The organism is Gluconacetobacter johannae (assembly GCF_014174305.1).
GTDB lineage: Bacteria > Pseudomonadota > Alphaproteobacteria > Acetobacterales > Acetobacteraceae > Gluconacetobacter > Gluconacetobacter johannae.
This window is the reverse complement of record NZ_JABEQH010000003.1, coordinates 193,122-209,799: the sequence shown is the minus strand read 5'-3', so window position 1 is coordinate 209,799 and position 16,678 is coordinate 193,122. Positions and strand designations below refer to the sequence as shown.

The following is a 16,678-nucleotide window of genomic DNA, read 5'->3' as shown; positions in this document are numbered from 1 at the left end:
CCCCATGACCCTGCCCGACCGCTTCATCGACCACAACACCCAGGACGCCCAGTATCACGAGGCCGGACTCGACGCCGCCGCCATCGCCCATACCGCGCTTCACGCCCTGGGCATCGAAAACAACATGACCCAACCCTTGCTAAAGGCGACAATCGGACCGAAATCATGACCGTGATGCGACGCTTGATGAAATCCCCGTCCCGGATGCCCCTGTCCCGGACGTCCTTGCCCATGGCCGCCCTGTTCCTGTGCGCCGGCCTGGCCGCGATCCCGATGATGGTCCCGCCGGTCGCACCGGCGCATGCCCAGTCCGCCGGACGGGCCGCGCAGGTGACGGTGACGGCCCCGGTCAACGCGCTCTATACCGCGCTGGGCCGGATCCAGGCCCCCGGCAGCGGCACGTTCGACCAGCGGGCGCAGATCCTCGCCCCCGTGGTGGACAAGGTCTACAACCTGGAGACGGTGCTGAGCGCGTCCGTCGGCCTGCGTTACGCCGGCCTGTCGGACGGGGACAAGCGGCAACTGCTGGAGGTGTTCCGCCAGTTCACCATCGCCCGCTATATCTCCAGCTTCAAACCCGGCGGCGATGCCCATTTCAACGTGGACCCGACCCCGCGCCCGTCCCCGGTCGGCAGCGACCAGATCGTGACGACGCATATCGGATCGACCGAGGACCCGGACGGCACCGAGATCGACTATGTCATGCGCTCGGGACCCGATGGCTGGCGCATCGTCGACGTCCTGCTGAACGCCCATATCAGCCAGGTCGCGGCCCAGCGGTCCGATTTCAGTTCCACCCTCGCATCGGGGAATGTGCAGAATCTGATCGCGCTGCTACAGAAGAAGGTCAAGGCGTTCTCGGCCGGTTGATCCGCAGCCGAACCGACCGACGCCCCTGACCCGAGACGACCTGCGCCCTCTGCCGGAAAGATGATGTCTGCCTTGCACGCCCTTGCCTCCCCAGCCGGTGCCGCCGCCCTGATCGCGGTCGCCGGGTGCGTGCAGGCCTCACTGGGTACGGCGCTGATGTCCCGCTTCAGGTGGCGGGAAAGGCGCGTCCCCGTGGCGCCCGTACTGCCGCCGGTCACCGTGCTGAAGCCGCTGCACGGCGACGAACCCCTGCTGGAGGAAGCGCTGGAAAGCTTCTGCACGCAGGATTACCCACGCATGCAGATCGTCTTCGGCGTGCAGGATGCGGGCGACCCGGCGATCGCCATCGTCCGGCGGCTGCGCGAACGCCATCCGGCGCTGGACATCGACCTGGTGGTCGATCCGGCCGGGCACGGCGTCAACCGCAAGATCGGCAATCTTATCAACATGCTGCCCAAGGCCCGGCACGATATCCTGGTCATCTCCGACTCGGATATCCATGTGGCGCCGGACTATCTGCGGCACGTCGTCGACGCGCTGTCGCGGCCAGGGGTCGGGCTGGTGACGACCCTGTATGCCGGCCTGCCGGCGACGCGGTCGCTGCCGCGCCTGCTGGCGGCCTGCCAGATCAACCATAATTTCCTGCCCGGCGTGATGCTGTCGCGCTATCTGGGCCGCGAGGACTGCCTGGGGGCCACCATGGCCCTGCGGCGCGAGATGCTGGACGCCGTGGGCGGCCTGCAGGCGCTGGCCCCGCATATCGCCGACGACGCCATGCTGGGCCGCCTGGTGCGCGAGCGCGGCCGGCATATCGCCATCGCGTCGTGCATGACCTGGACCACCGTGGGCGAGGCCGGCTTCGGCGACGTGCTGACGCACGAACTGCGCTGGGGCCGCACCGTCAAGACGCTGGAACCCGCGGGCTATGCGGCCTCGGCCATCCAGCTGCCGCTGTTCTGGGCGACGATGGCCGTGCTGTGCCAGCCCCATGCACGATGGACATGGCTGGTTTTTTTGGGTGTCTGGGCCGCCAGGGCGGCCTGCGCGTTCCTGATGGACCGCATGCTGGCCCAGCGCAGCCTGGTCCCCCTGCTGCTGCTGCCGGCGCGCGACTGGCTTTCGGCGGCGATCATGGCGGGCAGCGTGACCGGAACCCGCGTGGCGTGGCGTGGACAGACGATGCATCTCGCGCCACATTCGGTTATGACGCCCCCATCCCGTCCTGTCGTGCCGGGCGACTGACAGCGCCCATGCGACACAAGACATATCAAGAACGGCCGTGCCGGACCCCCATTCCTGCAGGTCCCCACGTCCCTAGGATCCGCGTATCATGATGAAGACCCTGTTCCTCCAACCCCCTTCCTTCGACGGTTTCGACGGCGGCGCGGGTTCCCGCTACCAGGCCAAGCGGGAAATCAGGTCGTTCTGGTATCCGACATGGCTGGCCCAGCCCGCCGCCCTGGTCGAAGGCAGCCGCCTGATCGACGCCCCGCCGGCGCGCATGGGCATGGAGCCGATCCTGCAGGACGTACGCAACCGCGACCTAGTGGTGATGCACACTTCCACCCCGTCCTTCGCCTCGGACGTGCGGGTGGCGCAGATGCTGAAGGACGCGAATCCGTCGCTGAAGATCGGCATGGTCGGCGCCAAGGTCGCCGTCCAGCCCGAGGAAAGCCTGCTGAAGGGTGGCCCGGTCGATTTCGTCGCCCGCAACGAATTCGACTTCACGATCAAGGAAATCGCCGAAGGCCGCGACCTGAAGGACGTGGACGGCATTTCCTGGCGCAACGACGAAGGCGTCATCGTCCATAACCGCGACCGCGCCATGATCGAGAACATGGACAGCCTGCCCTTCGTGACCGAGGTCTACAAGCGCGACCTGAAGATCGAGGATTACTTCATCGGGTACCTGATGCACCCGTACATCTCGATCTATACCGGCCGGGGCTGCAAATCGCGCTGCACCTTCTGCCTGTGGCCGCAGACGGTGGGCGGGCATCACTACCGCACCCGCAGCCCGGAACACGTGGCCGCCGAGATCCGCCTGGCGCGGCAGTATTTCCCGCAGGTCAAGGAATTCTTCTTCGACGACGACACCTTCACCGACGATTTGCCGCGCGCCGAGGCCATCGCGCGCGAACTGGGCAAGATGGGCGTCACCTGGTCGTGCAACGCCAAGGCCAACGTGCCGCGCAAGACGCTGGAAGTGCTGAAGGACAACGGCCTGCGCCTGCTGCTGGTCGGCTACGAGAGCGGCAACCAGCAGATCCTGCACAACATCAAGAAGGGCCTGCGGGTCGAGGTGGCGCGCGAGTTCACCAAAAACTGCCACGAGCTGGGGATCAAGATCCACGGCACGTTCATCCTGGGCCTGCCCGGCGAGACGAAGGAGACGATCCAGGAGACGATCAAGTTCGCCACCGAGATCAATCCGCACACCTTGCAGGTGTCCCTGGCCGCGCCCTATCCCGGCACGTTCCTGTATCAGCAGGCGGCCGAGAACGGCTGGCTGGACGCCAGCAACGCCGAACTGATCGACGAGAACGGCGTGCAGATCGCCCCCCTGCACTACCCGCATCTGTCGCACACCGAAATCTTCGGCAGCGTCGAGGAATTCTACCGGAAATTCTATTTCCGCGCGCCCAAGATCGCCTCGATCGTCGGCGAGATGGTTCGCAGCCCGCAGATGATGAAGCGCCGCCTGCGCGAGGGCGTGGAGTTCTTCCAGTTCCTGCGTGACCGCCGCGCGGCCTGACCGCGCCCGCCGGGGCCGCCGCCCCGGCGGCCCTTTTCCCCGCGAGTATCCATGAAGCGCGTGATCGTATCCGCCGACGATTTCGGTCTGTCGGAAGAGGTCAACGAAGCCATCGAGATCGCGCATCGCGACGGCCTGCTGTCCACCGCCAGCCTGATGGTGGCGGGGCCGGCGGCGGTCGACGCGGTGGCGCGCGCGCGTCGCCTGCCCGGCCTGCATGTCGGCCTGCATCTGGTGGTGATCGAGGGACCGGCGACCCTGCCGCCCGCCGACATTCCCCTGCTGGTGGATCGGGACGGGCAGTTTCCGTCCAGCCAGCTTGAACTGGGCGTCAATTATTTCTTCCGCCCCAGCATACGTCGCCAACTCGCGGCCGAGATCGAGGCCCAGTTCACGGCCTTCGCCCGGACGGGGCTGACGCTGGACCACGCCAACGCGCACAAGCACATGCATCTGCACCCGACGGTGGGCAAGCTGATGATCGAAAGCGGGCTGCGCCACGGCCTGCGGGCGATCCGCGTCCCGCTGGAGCCGCCCGAGCCCCTGTTCGCCGCCGGCACCTACAGCGATTCACCGGGGGCCGCCGCCCTGCGGCGCTGGACCGCGGTGCTGCGCCACCAGGCCCGCCGCGCCGGGCTGCTGACCAACGACTGGTGCTTCGGCATCGCCTGGAGCGGCCATATGACGACCGACCGGGTCGCGGCCCTGGCCGCGCACCTGCCGGACGGACTGTCCGAAATCTATTTCCACCCCGCGACGGCGAAGAACGCGCTGGTCGACCGGGTGATGCCGGACTATGAGCACGCGGCCGAACTGGCCGCCCTGTGCAGCCCCGGCTTCCGCGCCGGCCTGTCGCACTGCCGCGCCGTGCCGACGACGTGGACGCAGGACTGAATCCTGCTCTGGCAGCCGCCGGATCAGGATACCGGTTTGGGAGACTGGCCTACGAACCGGGACCGCAACCGGACGTACTCGCAGATCGCCGCGCAATCGCCCGGTTTCCCCCATCCCATGACCCCGAACAGGAGGGTCAGCGCATGCCGCCCGACAGCGAGCAGAACGGCTCCGGCGGATGCCTCGAACTTGTACATTGTCCGATCCCCTGCTTTGGTTGAATGGCCCGGCGGCAAGGACACCCCGATCCGTCATGCCAGGGCATGTCGAGACGGATCAGGGCGCCTGGCGTCTCCTGTTCACGCCGCGGCGTCGACAAGCACGATTTCAGCGTCTTCCAGGGCGGTGACGCGTAGCGTTTCGGTCCCGGTGATGGCGGCGCCATCACGGGTGTTCACCCGCACGCCTTCGATCTCGACCGCGCCGGTGGACGGCACGAGATAGGCATGGCGTTCGGTGCCCAGCGCATATTCCGCCGTCTGCCCGGCCTTCAGCGTCGCCCCCAGGACGCGGGCATCGGTGCGGATCGGCAATGCGTCGGCATCGCTCTCATACCCCGAGGCCAGCGTGACGAAATGCCCCGCCCGGTTTTCCTTCGGAAACGGACGCGCGCCCCAGCTTGGCGCACGGCCACGCTCCGTCGGAATGATCCAGATCTGGAAGATCTCGGTCGCACCGGGTTCGCGGTTATATTCGCTGTGCGTGATGCCGCTGCCCGCGGACATGACCTGCACGTCGCCGGCTTCCGTCCGGCCCCTGTTGCCAAGGTTGTCCTGATGCGTGATCGCGCCCTTGCGGACATAGGTGATGATTTCCATGTCGCGGTGCGGATGCGGGGGAAAGCCGGTGCCGGGCGCGATGGTATCATCGTTCCACACCCGCAGGGCGCCCCAGTGGACCCGCTCCGGATCGTGATAATCCGCGAACGAGAAGTGATGTTTCGCCTTGAGCCAGCCGTGATCGGCCCCACCCAGGCTTGCAAAGGATCTGACGTCTATCATGTGATGCCTCCCGGCCCTCTTGGCCTTCTACGCAGCAAGAGATAGAACGCTGTTGACCGTCTTAAAATGGAAATGACGGAAACACATCAGTTCTGGGAATGACATGGCGAGACTGCCTGACCTCGAAGCCTGGGCGATCTTCGCCAAGGTGGTGGAAGTACGCTCCTTCGCGGGTGCCGCCGAGGCGCTTCAACTGTCCAAGCCGACTGTTTCCAAGGCGATCACACGCCTGGAACAGCGGCTGGGCACCTCGCTGCTCAGCCGCACCTCGCGCCAGCTTGGCCTGACGGAAGCGGGGCGGGCGGCGATCGACCGGGCGAACCGGATCCTCGCCGAAGGCGAGATGGCGGAAGCCGAAGCGCAGGACGGGACGGTGCGGCCGCGCGGACTGGTGCGGATTGCGGCGCCGATGTCCTTCGGCGTCATGCACCTCGCCCCGGTCCTGCCGAAATTTCTCACGCTTTATCCCGAAGTCGAGGTGGCGATCGATTTCAGCGACGAAGTGATTGACCTGGTCGGCGGCGGCTACGACGTGGCGCTGCGGATCGCATCCCTGACCGATTCATCACTGCGCGCGCGCAGGCTCTGCGCGGTGCGTCGTCCGCTGGTCGCGGCCCCGTCCTATCTGGAGGCGCACGGACGCCCCACGCACCCGCGTGACCTGGAACATCATCAGGGCTTTATTTACACGAATGTCGCGGTACCAGGGCAACTGCGCCTGCATCACACGACGGGCGACACGTATGTGGTGACGCCGCCCGCCCGCCTCCGGGCGAACAATTCGGAGGCCTTCCTGCCGGTCCTGCTGGCCGGGCTGGGTCTGTCGGTCTTTCCGGAATTCATGATCTGGCGCGAACTGGCGGCCGGCCGGCTGGAAGAAGTGCTGCCGGACTGGAGCATTTCCCCGATCGCCCTGCATCTGGTCACCCCGCCTGGGCAATTGCGGCCCGCGCGCGTGTCCGTTCTGCTCGATTACCTGGCCGGATGTTTCGCGACCGCGCCCTGGGCCAGCGCGCCCGAGCCACAGGGCGCCGTTTAAGACGACATCCCGTGGCCGCGAGGCGGAACTATGGCGTCGCCTGCGCCGTGATGTCGATATCGACGCCGGCTTCAAGCGCCACCCACTGGCCGCTCGCCCACGGCCCCTGCCCCACACCGAAACTGGAGCGGACCAGGTCGAGATGCCCCTTGGCATGGGCGACATTGCCGGTGATATCCAGCGTGAAGGGCAGCGTTTCCGGATGGCTGATCCCCCGGATCGTCAGCGTCCCGTGGGCTTCGTAGGCGTTTCCACCCTTGGGCTGGAAACCGGTCGCCTCGAAGGTCGCTTTCGGAAATTGCGCGACATTGAACCAGTCGGCGCCGGGAATGGCCTCGTCGCGCTGCGCGTCGCCGGTGGCGGCACTGGCGATGTCGATCGCAATCAGCGCGTGGCCGGTGTCCGGATGGGCGGGATCGAAACGGATCGTACCGCCGAAACTTTTGAAATGGCCGGTGAATTTCGCGCCGGTCTGCGTGCCGGTGAAGGCAAGCGTGCTGTGGGCCGGGTCTATGGTCCAGTCGGCGGCCAGGGCCGGGACGCTGGGGCCGAGCAGGGCCGCGCCCAGCAGGGCGGCCTTGAGATATGTGGCGATGGACATTGGGAAAATCCCGTCAGGCTATGGGGCGGCGGCCGGGCAGCATCTGGCGCAGCACGCCGTCCTTCAGGATGAAATGATGGCGCAGGGCGGCGGCGACATGCAGGGCGATGATCGCCGTCAGCATCCATGCACCCCAATGATGCAGCGTTTTCAGGACGGCTTCGACCGGCGCCTTGTCATGCAGCGTCGAGAAGAACGGCAGATGCGGCCAGGGCAGGATGCCGTAGAGAACGGTCGGGATATTGAACACCGACGCGGAAACCAGCGCCCAGCCACTGAGCGGCAGAAAGACCTGCAAGCCGTACAGCAACCCATGCACCCCATGCGCGGCCCTGCGTTCCTGCACCGTCATGGCGGCCGGCAGGGCCGGCGCCGCATGGAACAGCCGCCACAGCACGCGCAGCACGACAGCCAGCATCACGGTGATGCCGATGGATTTGTGCAGTTGGTAGAACTGGAACACCCGCATCGGCGGCAGGGTCATGTGGTCCATGACCAGCCCCATGGCGATCAGGGCCAGGATTCCGGCCGCGATCACCCAATGCAGGGTGATCGCAACCAGGTCATAGCGGCCGGTCGCGCCGGCCTTCTGCACAGCGGCCGGCATGACGCGCTCAGTCCTGACGCTCGAAGGCGCCGGCGATACGCAGCTCGACCGCGTCGCTGACATACGGGACATACATCTTCACGCCGAAATCGCTGCGGTTGATCGTGCCGGTCGCCTCGAAACCCACCGTGTATTTCTTGTCCAGCGGGTTCACGCCCGCGCCGATGAAGCGCACCTTCAGCGTCTCGGGCCTGGAGATGCCATGCAGCGTCAGGGTGCCCGTGACGGTCGCACGGCCCTTGCCGGTGACGCTCACCTTGGTGGAGGTGAAGGTCGCGTTGGCGAACGAGGCCGCGTCGAACCACTGCGCGCCCTTGAGTTCTTCATCCAGCTTCGCGCTGGTGGTCTGCACCGAGGCGATGGGGATGGTGACGTTCAGCGTGGAGGCCGACGGGGTCTTCGGGTCCAGCGTCAGCGTGCCGGACACGTTGGAGAAGACGCCCGAATAGGTGGTGAAGCCGAAATGCAGCAGCGAAAAGCCCACCTGCGTATGCGCGGGTTCGACCTGATAGCTGCCGCCCTGCACGTCGGCGGGCGCGGTGACGGCCTGCGCCGACACCGGCTGGCCGGCGATGGCGACGAGAATGGCCGCCACGGCGGCGGTGGTCGCAAGGGTGCGTGTCATGTTCTGTAATCCTGATGGAATGTCTTGAAGAATTCAGGCGGAAAGCTTGGACGCGATCTGCGCCACGTGCTGGCCGAGGAAGCGCGCGCCATCCTGTTCGTTGGCGCTGACCGCGCGCGATCCATCTCCGGCCGCGATCGTCGTGGCGCCATAGGGCGCGCCGCCGGTGATTTCATCGAGGCGCATCTGGCCCTGGAAGCTGTAGGGCAGGCCGGCGATGACCAGGCCGTGATGCAGCAGGTTGGTGATGATGGAGAACAGGGTCGTCTCCTGCCCGCCATGCTGCACCGCCGTGGAGGTGAACGCCGCCCCCACCTTGCCGACCAGCGCGCCGTTGAACCACAGCCCGCCCGTCTGGTCCCAGAAGCTGGCCATCTGCGACGCCATGCGCCCGAAGCGCGTCGGCGTGCCGACGATGATCGCGTCATAGGCCTCGAGGTCGGCCGGGGTGGCGACCGGCGCGCCCTGGTCGAGCTTGAAATGGTTCGCGCGGGCAATCTCTTCCGGCACCGTCTCGGGCACGCGCTTGACGTCGGCCTGCGCCCCGGCAGCACGGACGCCTTCCGCCACGGCCTCGGCCATCGTCTCGATATGGCCGTAGGTGGAATAATAAAGAACAAGAACCCTGGTCATGGCTTTTCCCGATCTGAAGCGGCGCCGAAACGTCGTGTTCAAACAATCCGGCGGCTGGCGATGTGCGCCAGTTGCTGACAGATCAAGTGGTAGCCGAGCCACCCGAGGCAGAAAACGACAATGAAGGAAATCTACCGTTTCCAGATATTGGCTGATAGCCGGTCTGGTTCGGGCGGAGTCCGCGCCTGCTGTTAACGGGACTGTTCGTCGACCGTGGCGTCGGCCATCCGGGACTGGGCCGGACTGAGGCCCGAATGCGCCACGTCCGTTCCATCCGCCGTCGGTTGCGGATCGGAAAAATAGAGCATCCGGCTGGGGAAGGCGAACAGCACCGTCCGGCTCCGGAAAAAATCCATTCCCAGGATATTATAGGCCGCCTTGGCCACGTCGGCCCGCAACACCGCGCGGTGGAGGGTGCCCAGCACCACCTGGTCGAAACGGTGCCGGTGGCCGACGATCGCGGTGCCGGCGTCGGTGCGGCTGCGGGGATCGTTGGCCAGTTCGGGTGCGCCCACCCCGGCATCGGCGGCGTCGGCGGTCCGGATGATGGAGGCGTTCGACCCCGGTTCCACCTCCATGCCGACAGGCACGGCATTGATCGCCACCTGCACCATGACGTCCATTCCCCGCGCATCGGGCATCAGCGCCGCGGCATAGGGCCGCGCGCCCACCAGAAGCGACACGGGCGGGCAGTCCGGGGCGCCGCTTTCCTGGAACAGGGTCATGGTCTGGTTGGGAAAATCCAGCAGGACATTGTAATTTCCCAGGATATCGTAGCCCAGCACCCCCAGCACCGGCCGCCCCGCAATCTTCCGTTCGCCGAACGACCCCAGCATGACCCCGTTGATGTGATGGGCCGTTCCCCGCCCGATCACCAGATCATCGATGATGGTGGTGTAGGAGCGCCCTTCGCCGGTCACCGTCTGCACCGGCAGCGCCTTGCCCACGGGATAGTGCATGTCATCGCGTTCGAACACGCCCAGGCTTTCCTGCGTCGTCCCCAGGAACGCCGCCCCCGCGATCCCGTTGATCCGCACCGGGATGGCGGGGCTGCCGTCTCCGGTCAGCAGCGGCGCCGTGATGACATGGGCGACGCAACGTTCCGGCACCACATCCACGTCGGCCCGGTCGGCCCCGTCGGCCGCACGCGCACGTACGGCCCACAACGCGACCAGCAGGACGGCCGAGACAAGGATGGCCGCACGCAACGACAGGCCAGTCCCTCCTCGATCCGGCCCGCTGTCCACCATGCCGACCGTTCAGTTCTCCAGCTTGTATTTCAACTGGCCCAGCGTCGCCGCGATCACCTCGGCCACGGTGCTTTCGATGTCGATGACCAGGGCATGCTCGTCCGGCGCGGGTTCCTCCAGCGTCGCAAGCTGGCTGGGCAGCAGGCTGGGCGGCATGTAATGCCCCTTGCGCCGGGCCAGACGCGCCTGCAGGATGGGCTCGGGCACCTTCAGGTAGACGAACACCACCTGGTCCGTTCCCTGCCGCAGCACGTCGCGATAGGCCCGCTTCAGCGCCGAGCAGGTCAGGATGCCGCCGCCGCCCTCGGCGATCCGCGCGTCGATCCATTGGCGGCACAGCGCCAGCCACGGCCAGCGGTCCTCGTCCGTCAGGGGGATCCCGGCGGCCATCTTGTCCACGTTGGCCTTGGGATGCAGCAGGTCGCCCTCCTGGTACGGCCAGCCCAGGATGTTGTGCAGGCCCTCGGCCACCGTCGTCTTGCCCGAGCCCGACACCCCCATGATGACCAGCACCCTGGGGCGGATCCCCTCGGCCTGCGGCAGGGGGCCGGTCATGCCGCCACCAGGCGGGTCAGGCCGTTGCGGCCGGCCACGATGACCTCGGACGTCCGGTGGATGAACAGGCCGCTTTCCACCACGCCCACCACGCCGCGGATCGCGGCGGCCAGGGCCGGCGGATCGGCGATGGGGCCGAACGTGCAATCGAGGATCATGTTGCCCCCGTCGGTGACGAACAGGCCGCCATTGCGATCCATCCTTGGCGCGACCCGCCCGCCCAGGTCGCCCAGTTGCCGCGCCGTGCTTTCCCAGCCGAAGGACGTGACCTCGACCGGGACCGGCACGCGGCTGCCCAGATGGTCGACCAGCTTGCTTTCGTCCACCACGACGATGAAGCGCCGGGCCGCGGCCGCCACGATCTTTTCGCGGAACAGGGCGCCCCCCAGCCCCTTGATAAGGTCCAGCGACCCGCGCTCGACCTCATCGGCGCCGTCGATGGCCAGATCCAGCTGCGGGTGGGTCGCGAACGTCACCAGCGTGATGCCGTGCGCCCGCGCCTGGTCGGCCGAGCGTTCCGATGTCGGAATGCCGACGAAGCGCAGCCCTTCGGCCCAGCGCCGGCCCAGCGCGTCGATCATCATCGCCGACGTGCTGCCCGACCCCAGGCCGACCGCCATCCCGTCCTGCACCATGGCGGCGGCTTCCTCGGCCGCCATGCGCTTCAGTTCATTCATCGGGTCCGAATCCTGGACGCCCATTGCCTTGTCTCCCCCGGAGCCTGCCGGACGAGCCGGCGGCCCTCTTGTCGTTCCGTCAGTTCGCCGGGCCCGATCAGCCCCCGGTGGCCGCCTTGTCCAGCAGCCAGACCAGTTCGCCCTCGGTGGTGATGTGGCTGGCCGGTTCGCCGGGATCGCCCGCGCGGACCTTGGCGAAGGCCTCCTTCTTGCCGGCACCCGCCAGCATGAACACTACATGGCGGCTGGAATGGATCGCCGGATAGGTCAGGGTCAGGCGCGTGTGGGGCGCGTCGTCCGGCACGCAGGTCGACACCCACAGCGTCCGTTCGTTCAGCACCGGCGTACGCGGGAACAGCGAGGCCGTGTGGCCATTGTCGCCCAGCCCCAGCAGCACGACATCGAACAGCGGGCGGCCCGCCTGCAGGCTGTCGGCGCCATAGACCGCCTGCAATTCCGCCTGGTACCGCGCGGCGGCGGCGGTCGGGTCGCCCTGTGTCGGCATCGGGTGCACGTTGGCCGCCGGCACCGCGACATGCGACAGCAGCGCCTGGCGCGTCATGCTGTAATTGTTCGCCGGATCGCTTTCGGGGACGAAGCGCTCGTCGCCGAAGAAGAACTGGGTGCGGTCCCATGGAAAGCGCGCGGCATAGTCGGGCGAGGCCAGGATCTCGTACAGCCGCTTGGGCGTGGACCCGCCCGACAGCGCCACCACGAACGGGCCGCCGGTCTTGGCCAGCGCCTGTTCGGTCAGCCATTCGGCCATGTACCGGGCAATCGCCTCGCCGTCGGCAAGCACAATCATCTCGCCGGTTTTTACGTCATGACCGCCCATCAGGCTTCATCTCCCAGAATATAGCGTTCGACACCCACCGCGAACCCTTCCTCCTCCGACGAGGTCGAGACGTGGGTGGCCTGCGCCTTCACCTCGTCACTGGCCTGGCCCATGGCGATGGACAGGCCGCTGCGCCGGAACATCAGCACGTCGTTCGGCTGGTCGCCCAGCGTCGCCATCTGCGCCGCCGGCACGCCCAGCAGCCGTTCCAGCGCCAGCACCACCCCGCCCTTGTTGGCGTCGTGATGGGTGACATCGACATAATAAGGCTGCGACCGCGCGGCCGACGCCGCATCGCCCAGCGCCTCCTGCAAATCGTGCTCGACCCGCTTCATCAGTTCCAGGTCGTCGCTGACACCCGTGATCTTCACCACCTGGTCCAGCGCCGCGCCCACGTCGGCGGCGACGCGGGGGGGGAATTTCACCGTCCATTGCTCGCGGGCGACATGCGGGGCCTCGGGGTTCGAGACGATCCAGTCATTGCCGTCATAGACCCAGGGATCGACCTTGTGGTCGCGCAGGATGCCCAGCGTGCGGCGCGCGACCTCGGGCGTCAGGGTATGGGCCTCGATCAGCGAAAAATCGGGATGCACGATCATGCCGCCGTTGAATCCGGCGATCGGCTGGTCGATCCGCAGCGGGTCGGTCACCATCTTCATGCCCAGCGGCGGCCGGCCGCTGGTGATGGCGAACAGGATTCCACGCTCGCGCAGGCGATCGACCGCGCGGATCGCCCGCGGGGTCAGGATTTTGTCGCGCGTGACCAGCGTACCGTCGACATCCGCCAGCACCAGCCGGATCGGCCCGGCCTTCCCCGCGATCATACCGGAATCCTCAATCTTCTCACCCTTCAGACCCGTGGCAGGACATAGCGTTCCATCGCATGCGCCCAGCCATCCTGTTCGTTGCCATCGGTCACGAAATGGGCGTGGGCCTTGACCCCGTCCGGGGCATTGCCCATCGCGATCGCCACCCCGGCCTCGTCCAGCATCGGCACGTCATTGTACATATCGCCGATGCACGCAACTTCTCCGATATCAACATTCATCAGGCGCGCCAGTTCTAATGCTGCATAGCCCTTGTTCGCACGCGAATGGGTGATGTCCAGATAGTAGTCCGACGAGCGATGCACGCTGGCGCGGCCGGCCAGCAGGGCGCCGATCTCGCTCTCCATCCGCGCCAGCAGCGGATAGTCCGACGACGCCCCCATGATCTTGCCGACATGATGGGTGTGGGCGTCGAAATCGGGCACGACCACGGGGTCGGTCTGCACCACCTGCCGTTCGCGCGCCACATACGGGCCGGCGGGGTCCGTCACCAGCCAGTCACGGCCGATGAACAGCCATGGGTCGATATGGTGCGCCTGCAGGATTTCGACGGACTGCCGCACCGCGTCGGGGTCCAGCGACAGGCGCGAGACGATGGTGCCGTCCGGCATGACGATCAGTCCGCCGTTCAGCCCGGCGCGCGGCGTGTCGATCGCCAGCGGGTCGAGGAACATTTCCATCCCCCGCGGCGCGCGACTGCTGACCAGGCACAGCCGCACCCCCGCCGCGCGCAGCGACCGCGCGGCCGCCAGCACGCCGGGCGTCAGGCGCTTGTCGCGCGTGACCAGCGTGCCGTCGATATCCGACACCACAAGCCGGACCTTGCCCGACGGGGCCGCGCGGGCCACGGGCGCCGCACCGGCGCTCATGCCGTCAGTCCCAGCCAGTGCCGCCCGTCCCGCGCCAGCAGCGCATCGGCCTCCACCGGGCCGGCCGACCCGGCGGCATAGGAACACAGCGGCGCCTCGTCCGGCCGGTCGCACCAATCCAGCACCGGCTGCACGGCGCGCCACCCGGCCTCGATATTGTCGGCGCGCTGGAACAGCGTCGCGTCCCCCGTCATGCAGTCATAGATCAGGGTTTCGTAGCCGGTGCTCGGCCCCTCGCTGAACCATTCCGAGTAATCGAACTTCATACGCACGCCGCCCAGCCGGACCGTGGGGCCCGGGATCTTGGCGCCGAACTGCATGGTGACGCCTTCGGTCGGCTGGATATGCATAATCATGATGTTGGGCGTCAGCCGTTCGACCGGCGTGTCGCGGAACAGCGCATACGGCGCGTGCCGGAAATGAATCGCGATCTCGGTCTTGCGGATCGCCAGCCGCTTGCCGGTACGCAGGTAGAACGGCACCCCCGCCCAGCGCCAATTGTCGATATTCAGCTTCATCGCGACATAGGTCTCGGTCCGGGAGTCCGGGGCCACGTCGGGTTCGTCGCGATAGCCGCGCACGGGCGCGCCACCCAGCGTCCCGGCCGTGTACTGCCCGCGCACCACGTCCTCGGGCATCAGGCTGTGGATCGCCTTCAGGACCTTCGATTTCTCGTCGCGCACCGCGTCGGCGTCGAACGAAACCGGGGCCTCCATCGCCGTCATGGCCAGAAGCTGCATCAGGTGGTTCGGCACCATGTCGCGCAACGCGCCGGTCCCTTCGTAGAACCGGCCGCGTTTTTCCACGCCCACCGTCTCGGCCGCCGTGATCTGGACATGGTCGATATTCTGCCGGTTCCACAACGGTTCGAAGAAGCCGTTGGAAAACCGCAGGGCCATGATGTTCTGGACCGTTTCCTTGCCCAGATAATGATCTATCCGATAGATCTGCCGTTCCCGCAGGGTGCCCAGCAGGCGGCTGTTGAGTTCGCGCGCGGATTGCAGGTCATGCCCGAACGGCTTTTCGACGACCACCCGGCGATAGACGCCGTTGGCCTCGTCCGTCAGGCGTGACGTGCCCAGATGGTCCACGATGGGGCCGAAGAAGCGCGCGGCGACCGCGAGGTAGAAGACCGCATTGCCACCGGCGACGCGCTGCGCCAGCCGGTCGTAGGTTTCCGCCTCCTCGAACGACCCGCGCAGGTAGGTGACGCGGGTGTCCAGCCACTGCCAGATGTCGTCGCGCAGCACGGTCGCCGAAGTGCCGCGCCGCGCCACGAAATCCTGCAGGGCGTCATGGAACTGGGCGCGCAGGATCTCGCTCGACAATTCGGCCCAGTCGACGGCGACGATGGAAAACCCGTCATCCAGCAACCCGGCACAGGCCAGGTTGTAGATCGCGGGCACCAGCAGCCGCTTCGTCAGGTCCCCCCCGCCGCCGAAGACGACGAAGGTACAGGGCGGGGCCGGCCGCGGCTGCGTGCCGGCCCCGGCCCCCTGTATCTCGGACGATGCTGACGCGACTATTCCATCCATGTCGGACGTTTCCCTGCCCTGTTTCCACCTGTTCCCGTCGTTGAGATTTTATTATTTCTTCTCGACGTGGCCGCCAAAGCCGAAGCGCATGGCGGAGAGAACCTTCTCGGCATAATTGTTGCCGGTGCGCGACCGGAAGCGCGTGAACAGCGACGCGGTGATGACCGGCGCCGGCACCGATTCCTCGATCGCCGCTTCCAGCGTCCAGCGACCCTCGCCGGAATCCGCGACCTCGCCCGTGAATTCGGACAGCGACGCGTTCTTGGCCAGGGCTTCCGCCGTCAGGTCCAGCAGCCACGAGGACACGACGCTGCCGCGCCGCCAGACTTCGGCGATATCGGCCATGTTCAGGTCGAAGCGCTGGTCTTCGGGCAGGATGGCCGAATTCTTGGTCTTCATGATGTCGAAGCCCTCGGCGAAGGCCTGCATCATACCATACTCGATGCCGTTATGGACCATCTTGACGAAATGGCCGGACCCGGCCGGCCCGCAATGCAGGTAGCCCTGCTCCGCCCGCGGGTCCAGGCCCGGCTTGTCGCGGTCGGGGGTGACGGGCGCATCGCCCTTGCCCGGCGCCAGCGCGCTGAGGATCGGGTCGATATGGTCGGTCGAATCCTTCGTGCCGCCATACATCATGCAATAGCCGCGCTCCAGGCCCCACACGCCGCCGGACGTGCCGACGTCGATATAGTGGATGCCCTTCTCCGAAAGCTGGGCCGCGCGACGGATATCGTCCTTGTAATAGCTGTTGCCGCCGTCGATGACGATGTCATCCTTGCCCAGCAGGCCGTTCAGCTGCTGGACCGCGGCCTCGGTGATCTCGCCCGACGGCAGCATGACCCACACGATCTTGCGGCCGGCGGTCAGCTTGGCGACCAGGTCCTCGACGCTGCCGGCGGCGACGCCGCGCCCGCCCTCGGTCCGCTCGGCGACCTTGGCGACGGTGGCGGGGTCGCGATCGAACAGGACCACGTCATGTCCATGTCGCGACAGGCGGACGGCGATGTTCCCGCCCATGCGGCCAAGGCCGATGATGCCGATTTGCATGTTCTTGTTTCTCCTTTGCGCGAAACGTCGTCGCGCATGCGTCAGCCGCCCCGATCCA

Annotated in this window: 18 protein-coding genes; 5 read left to right on the top strand and 13 right to left on the bottom strand. The window is 66.9% G+C overall.

Annotated features, from left to right (window positions below; all coding sequences use genetic code 11):
- The first annotated feature begins 231 nt into the window (after nucleotides 1–231).
- The 4 genes from HLH21_RS03525 (at nucleotide 232) to hpnK (ending at nucleotide 4,519) form a co-directional block, all read left to right on the top strand.
- On the top strand, nucleotides 232–870 hold the full coding sequence (locus tag HLH21_RS03525; RefSeq protein WP_246379128.1) for an ABC transporter substrate-binding protein: 639 nt from the start codon (nucleotides 232–234) through the stop codon (nucleotides 868–870).
- A gap of 63 nt (nucleotides 871–933) precedes the next feature.
- Entirely contained in the window at nucleotides 934–2,112 is a 1,179-nt protein-coding gene (gene hpnI, locus HLH21_RS03520) for a bacteriohopanetetrol glucosamine biosynthesis glycosyltransferase HpnI (RefSeq protein WP_182941328.1), read from the top strand.
- 88 nt (nucleotides 2,113–2,200) lie between these two features.
- On the top strand, nucleotides 2,201–3,625 hold the full coding sequence (gene hpnJ / locus HLH21_RS03515) for a hopanoid biosynthesis associated radical SAM protein HpnJ (RefSeq protein WP_182941324.1): 1,425 nt from the start codon (nucleotides 2,201–2,203) through the stop codon (nucleotides 3,623–3,625).
- Nucleotides 3,626–3,676: 51 nt separating this feature from the next.
- Nucleotides 3,677–4,519 carry a hopanoid biosynthesis-associated protein HpnK gene (hpnK, locus tag HLH21_RS03510; protein WP_182941320.1) on the top strand — a complete coding sequence of 281 codons (843 nt, stop codon included), beginning with the start codon at nucleotides 3,677–3,679 and terminating at the stop codon, nucleotides 4,517–4,519.
- A gap of 299 nt (nucleotides 4,520–4,818) precedes the next feature.
- Here hpnK and HLH21_RS03505 read toward each other — a convergent pair whose 3' ends face one another.
- A complete protein-coding gene (locus tag HLH21_RS03505) occupies nucleotides 4,819–5,520 on the bottom strand; it encodes a pirin family protein (protein WP_182941317.1) in 702 nt (233 codons plus the stop codon).
- A 103-nt stretch (nucleotides 5,521–5,623) separates the two neighbouring features.
- On the opposite strand from HLH21_RS03505, the gene HLH21_RS03500 reads away from it, so the two are divergent.
- On the top strand, nucleotides 5,624–6,559 hold the full coding sequence (locus HLH21_RS03500; RefSeq protein WP_182941314.1) for a LysR family transcriptional regulator: 936 nt from the start codon (nucleotides 5,624–5,626) through the stop codon (nucleotides 6,557–6,559).
- A 28-nt stretch (nucleotides 6,560–6,587) separates the two neighbouring features.
- On the opposite strand, the gene HLH21_RS03495 is transcribed toward HLH21_RS03500, so the two are convergent.
- The 12 genes from HLH21_RS03495 to gnd all read right to left on the bottom strand — a co-directional run bounded on the left by HLH21_RS03495 (nucleotide 6,588) and on the right by gnd (nucleotide 16,620).
- On the bottom strand, nucleotides 6,588–7,160 hold the full coding sequence (locus HLH21_RS03495; RefSeq protein WP_182941311.1) for a YceI family protein: 573 nt from the start codon (nucleotides 7,158–7,160) through the stop codon (nucleotides 6,588–6,590).
- A 13-nt stretch (nucleotides 7,161–7,173) separates the two neighbouring features.
- Complete coding sequence (locus HLH21_RS03490; protein WP_182941308.1) at nucleotides 7,174–7,767, bottom strand: cytochrome b; 594 nt, start codon at nucleotides 7,765–7,767, stop codon at nucleotides 7,174–7,176.
- Between the two features lie 7 nt (nucleotides 7,768–7,774).
- Nucleotides 7,775–8,392: a YceI family protein gene (locus HLH21_RS03485; RefSeq protein WP_182941305.1), complete on the bottom strand. Its 618-nt coding sequence runs from the start codon at nucleotides 8,390–8,392 to the stop codon at nucleotides 7,775–7,777.
- A 33-nt stretch (nucleotides 8,393–8,425) separates the two neighbouring features.
- Complete coding sequence (gene wrbA / locus HLH21_RS03480; RefSeq protein ID WP_182941302.1) at nucleotides 8,426–9,025, bottom strand: NAD(P)H:quinone oxidoreductase; 600 nt, start codon at nucleotides 9,023–9,025, stop codon at nucleotides 8,426–8,428.
- 191 nt (nucleotides 9,026–9,216) lie between these two features.
- The gene (locus tag HLH21_RS03475) at nucleotides 9,217–10,233 is read right to left on the bottom strand and encodes a retropepsin-like aspartic protease (RefSeq protein ID WP_246379126.1); all 1,017 of its coding nucleotides are present in this window, start codon (nucleotides 10,231–10,233) and stop codon (nucleotides 9,217–9,219) included.
- A gap of 51 nt (nucleotides 10,234–10,284) precedes the next feature.
- Nucleotides 10,285–10,830 (bottom strand): gluconokinase, encoded by a 546-nt coding sequence (locus HLH21_RS03470; protein WP_182941297.1) that lies wholly within the window; start codon nucleotides 10,828–10,830, stop codon nucleotides 10,285–10,287.
- Nucleotides 10,827–11,531, bottom strand: a complete 705-nt coding sequence (rpiA, locus tag HLH21_RS03465) for a ribose-5-phosphate isomerase RpiA (RefSeq protein ID WP_182941294.1) — start codon at nucleotides 11,529–11,531, stop codon at nucleotides 10,827–10,829. The genes HLH21_RS03470 and rpiA overlap by 4 nt, the downstream gene beginning before the upstream one ends.
- Nucleotides 11,532–11,604: 73 nt before the next feature.
- Entirely contained in the window at nucleotides 11,605–12,342 is a 738-nt protein-coding gene (pgl, locus tag HLH21_RS03460) for a 6-phosphogluconolactonase (protein ID WP_182941292.1), read from the bottom strand.
- Nucleotides 12,342–13,166: a Cof-type HAD-IIB family hydrolase gene (locus HLH21_RS03455; protein ID WP_182941289.1), complete on the bottom strand. Its 825-nt coding sequence runs from the start codon at nucleotides 13,164–13,166 to the stop codon at nucleotides 12,342–12,344. Before HLH21_RS03455 ends, pgl begins: the two co-directional genes overlap by 1 nt.
- A gap of 26 nt (nucleotides 13,167–13,192) precedes the next feature.
- The gene (locus tag HLH21_RS03450) at nucleotides 13,193–14,038 is read right to left on the bottom strand and encodes a Cof-type HAD-IIB family hydrolase (protein WP_182941286.1); all 846 of its coding nucleotides are present in this window, start codon (nucleotides 14,036–14,038) and stop codon (nucleotides 13,193–13,195) included.
- The gene (gene zwf, locus HLH21_RS03445; protein WP_182941284.1) at nucleotides 14,035–15,573 is read right to left on the bottom strand and encodes a glucose-6-phosphate dehydrogenase; all 1,539 of its coding nucleotides are present in this window, start codon (nucleotides 15,571–15,573) and stop codon (nucleotides 14,035–14,037) included. Before zwf ends, HLH21_RS03450 begins: the two co-directional genes overlap by 4 nt.
- 51 nt (nucleotides 15,574–15,624) lie before the next feature.
- Nucleotides 15,625–16,620, bottom strand: coding sequence for a phosphogluconate dehydrogenase (NAD(+)-dependent, decarboxylating) (gene gnd / locus HLH21_RS03440; RefSeq protein ID WP_182941281.1), 996 nt, complete (start codon nucleotides 16,618–16,620; stop codon nucleotides 15,625–15,627).
- Nucleotides 16,621–16,678 lie beyond the last annotated feature (58 nt).

Bases quoted from the DNA above. Each gene is read 5' to 3' on its own strand.
- HLH21_RS03495 (WP_182941311.1), bottom strand. From the start codon at position 7,160: ATGTCCATCGCCACATATCTCAAGGCCGCCCTGCTGGGCGCGGCCCTG.
- hpnJ (WP_182941324.1), top strand. From the start codon at position 2,201: ATGATGAAGACCCTGTTCCTCCAACCCCCTTCCTTCGACGGTTTCGAC.
- rpiA (WP_182941294.1), bottom strand. From the start codon at position 11,531: ATGGGCGTCCAGGATTCGGACCCGATGAATGAACTGAAGCGCATGGCG.
- wrbA (WP_182941302.1), bottom strand. From the start codon at position 9,025: ATGACCAGGGTTCTTGTTCTTTATTATTCCACCTACGGCCATATCGAG.
- HLH21_RS03500 (WP_182941314.1), top strand. From the start codon at position 5,624: ATGGCGAGACTGCCTGACCTCGAAGCCTGGGCGATCTTCGCCAAGGTG.
- HLH21_RS03485 (WP_182941305.1), bottom strand. From the start codon at position 8,392: ATGACACGCACCCTTGCGACCACCGCCGCCGTGGCGGCCATTCTCGTC.
- HLH21_RS03455 (WP_182941289.1), bottom strand. From the start codon at position 13,166: ATGATCGCGGGGAAGGCCGGGCCGATCCGGCTGGTGCTGGCGGATGTC.
- HLH21_RS03525 (WP_246379128.1), top strand. From the start codon at position 232: ATGGCCGCCCTGTTCCTGTGCGCCGGCCTGGCCGCGATCCCGATGATG.
- HLH21_RS03490 (WP_182941308.1), bottom strand. From the start codon at position 7,767: ATGCCGGCCGCTGTGCAGAAGGCCGGCGCGACCGGCCGCTATGACCTG.
- gnd (WP_182941281.1), bottom strand. From the start codon at position 16,620: ATGCAAATCGGCATCATCGGCCTTGGCCGCATGGGCGGGAACATCGCC.
- hpnI (WP_182941328.1), top strand. From the start codon at position 934: ATGTCTGCCTTGCACGCCCTTGCCTCCCCAGCCGGTGCCGCCGCCCTG.
- HLH21_RS03470 (WP_182941297.1), bottom strand. From the start codon at position 10,830: ATGACCGGCCCCCTGCCGCAGGCCGAGGGGATCCGCCCCAGGGTGCTG.
- HLH21_RS03505 (WP_182941317.1), bottom strand. From the start codon at position 5,520: ATGATAGACGTCAGATCCTTTGCAAGCCTGGGTGGGGCCGATCACGGC.
- hpnK (WP_182941320.1), top strand. From the start codon at position 3,677: ATGAAGCGCGTGATCGTATCCGCCGACGATTTCGGTCTGTCGGAAGAG.
- zwf (WP_182941284.1), bottom strand. From the start codon at position 15,573: ATGGATGGAATAGTCGCGTCAGCATCGTCCGAGATACAGGGGGCCGGG.
- pgl (WP_182941292.1), bottom strand. From the start codon at position 12,342: ATGGGCGGTCATGACGTAAAAACCGGCGAGATGATTGTGCTTGCCGAC.
- HLH21_RS03450 (WP_182941286.1), bottom strand. From the start codon at position 14,038: ATGAGCGCCGGTGCGGCGCCCGTGGCCCGCGCGGCCCCGTCGGGCAAG.